Source organism: Dapis hubbardiae BLCC-M172 (assembly GCF_050016015.1).
Lineage (GTDB): Bacteria > Cyanobacteriota > Cyanobacteriia > Cyanobacteriales > Microcoleaceae > Trichodesmium.
Genome location: NZ_JBNHEQ010000229.1, coordinates 16847 through 19724 on the forward strand (window position 1 = coordinate 16847; position 2878 = coordinate 19724).

The following is a 2878-nucleotide window of genomic DNA, read 5'->3' on the forward strand; positions in this document are numbered from 1 at the left end:
TGGGAAAAGTGACTATGGGAAGGTCAGAGAAATATTGGCAAATTAGAAAGTCTCTACCCTATTTCCATTTATCTATTAAGTTTCAAGAATTAAAACTCAAGTTGACAGTTACCAAAAATATTTGAGATTAAAAATAAATAGGCGATCGCTACAAATATGGAAGGTCTGATTAACAGAACTGACACTCAATGAAAATTTTTTCCAGAAAATTTACTAACTTCTTCCTTCTTACTTCTTACTTCTACCTTCTACCTTCTTTATTAAATAATTCCTGTTGTAAACGATAAATTATAGTATCAGGTTCCATCTGACTTAAAATATCCTGAATAACAATATCTTGACCCAAAACTCCCCAAGTACAACCCCTTTCCAAATAAACTTTAGTAGCACTACCAATAGCATAAGTTCCATAAGCAGCAATAGAAGCTTGAGTAATAGCAACTCCAGCATAAGAAATAATATCAACCTTTCCTAAACCTAATAATAAACTACTTCCAAAATCACCCAACAATATACCACCAGCACTAAAAATAATTATCTTCCAAAGTTTACCTGCTTCATAGCTAGTCATCGGCAAATTATAAAGACGAGACAAAGAGCGAATTAATGCTAAATCTATTACAGTCGTTCCAACTACATCAATAAAAGAAATAGGATTCAAAGCAATAGCTAAAGCTTTATACTTAGCAAAATTCCAAATTAAATTATCAGCTTCATTTTGTTTAACCTTAACAGTTTTATGAGCAATACTTACCTCAGCTTCTCTAGCTTGAAGTAACGCATTTAAAGCTAAAAGCGATCGCCCTTCCCGCTCTAAAATAGTAATTATTTTTTGTTTTAACTCATCTATTTGAGGAGGCAAAGTTTCCCACTCGTGAGTCACATTACCATCAGACCATTCAATTCTTACAGGTATAGGATTTGGTTCCGCTGCTACCATTACTACTTCTGAAGGAGAGTAAATATCCTCTAATTCTCCTGACTGATGAAGAGCAATTTTCTGCAAATTTTGATAAATTTCTTCTCGTTCCGTTTCTGTATATAAATCAATTTTATTAAATACTAAAATTAATGGCTTTTTAGCTTTTCGTAACTCAGACAAAGCATCATACTCAGTTTGAGTAATATCCCCAGAAACAACAAATAAAATTAAATCAACTTGGCGAGTAACTTCCTTCGCCATTTCTCCACGAATTTGACCTGCAACTTCATCTAATCCAGGAGTATCTATTAAGTCTATTTTTACTACTTCTTGTTGATTAGAATTAACAAAAATATTAGGAGTCCATCTAATCGAACGCGGCCATTGAGTCACACCATTCAGAGGGCCTGTTTCTAATATTTTTTCACCTAATAAAGCGTTTAATACTGCTGACTTACCACGACTAACTAGACCAAAAACAGCTATTTGAATTACTTCTTGATCGAGCTTATCAATATTTGATTTTAATAAGTCTAATTTAGTTTTGATAGTAGATGCTAATTCAGGGGTAGTTGTTTTCTGTGAGGCATTTTGCCAGACAGAATATCTATTTAAAGCTTTTCGTAAACTTGCTTTAGCTCGCTTCCAATGAAGTTGACTTTGTTTACGATAACTTTCTGTTGATTGAGAATTTTCTGTAATTATTTCTGGGTAAATATTTGAGTTATTCAAAGTTATACTTGCCTTAGATAATTTAATAGGAAATCAAAGTATAGTTAGTAATGATATAATTTTATCAAATCAATTGGCATAATTTCTGAAATACTGCTCATTGAGTCTAGGGAAAAAAGCTGATAATTGCTATAAGTTTTCTTTTTGGAGATAAACATGGAGTTAGAAATAGTTATAGATGGTCAATCTATAAGCGAATTGGGATGTCTATCAAATTGGGAAAGTTTGGTAAGAGCTGAGATTAAACAAATTATCAAAAAAAATAGTTCTTAAATTACTCAAAGTAAAAGAAGAAAAGATTTTTTTCAGACAGAGTATTTACCAATAAATATTGAGAGAGAAGATTTTCATAATTTGCTAAGTCTAAGAAATTGGGAAGAGTTAGTAAGGAGTAAAATCAAAGAAATTATCAAAGAAAATTAGGCTCAAATAGATGAATATAGATCCTATGAGTTTAGACCGAATTTATTGGAAGTAGAAATACATGAGGAAGACTATGAAAATTTGACACGACTAAAATATTGGGAGCAATTATTAAGGGATAAAGTTGACAGAATTATTGATGAAAATTATGATCAGATATCTGATATTCTGTACGAAGAGAGTTTCTTAGAACCACTTCCTTATACTGACTATCCAGGTAGTGATGGTTCACCACTGACACCTGATTAATTAATTGTAGAACTGAGGCAAAGAGTCTATACATATAATAGGCTCTTTTTTTGCTTTTCCATTCCCAGAAAATTTAGTCTTTCCCGAAGTAGGGAAATATTTTAGTTCGTTCATATCCGAGATGCTTCTGAGATAATAGTCGCCTCGGAAAAATTTTCAATCTACTAATTATTTACCACAGGTACTTACTATTTATTCCAGAATTTTTCGGAATTTATCGACTTTGACAAAATTAGTATCTGTGGCAGTCGGGAAATATTTTAGTTCGTTCATATCCGAGAGTCTTCTCAGATAATAGTCGCTCCTGAAAAATTTTCAATCTACTAATTATTTACCACAGGTACTTACTATTTATTCCAGAATTTTTCGGAATTTATCGACTTTGACAAAATTAGTATCTGTGGCAGTCGGGAAATATTTTAGTTCGTTCATATCCGAGAGTCTTCTCAGATAATAGTCGCTCCTGAAAAATTTTCAATCTACTAATTATTTACCACAGGTACTTACTATTTATTCCAGAATTTTTCGGAATTTATCGACTTTGACAAAATT

The 2878-nt window shown here is 31.9% G+C and carries 2 protein-coding genes; one reads left to right on the forward strand and one right to left on the reverse strand.

Annotated elements, in window-relative coordinates; translation table 11 throughout:
• Positions 1-241: 241 nt before the first annotated feature.
• Entirely contained in the window at positions 242-1627 is a 1386-nt protein-coding gene (locus tag ACP6PK_RS21190) for a GTP-binding protein (RefSeq protein ID WP_426562400.1), read from the reverse strand.
• Positions 1628-2122: 495 nt separating this feature from the next.
• Here ACP6PK_RS21190 and ACP6PK_RS21195 point away from each other — a divergent pair, with 495 nt between their 5' ends.
• Positions 2123-2326: a hypothetical protein gene (locus ACP6PK_RS21195; protein WP_426562384.1), complete on the forward strand. Its 204-nt coding sequence runs from the start codon at positions 2123-2125 to the stop codon at positions 2324-2326.
• The last annotated feature ends 552 nt before the right edge of the window (positions 2327-2878 follow it).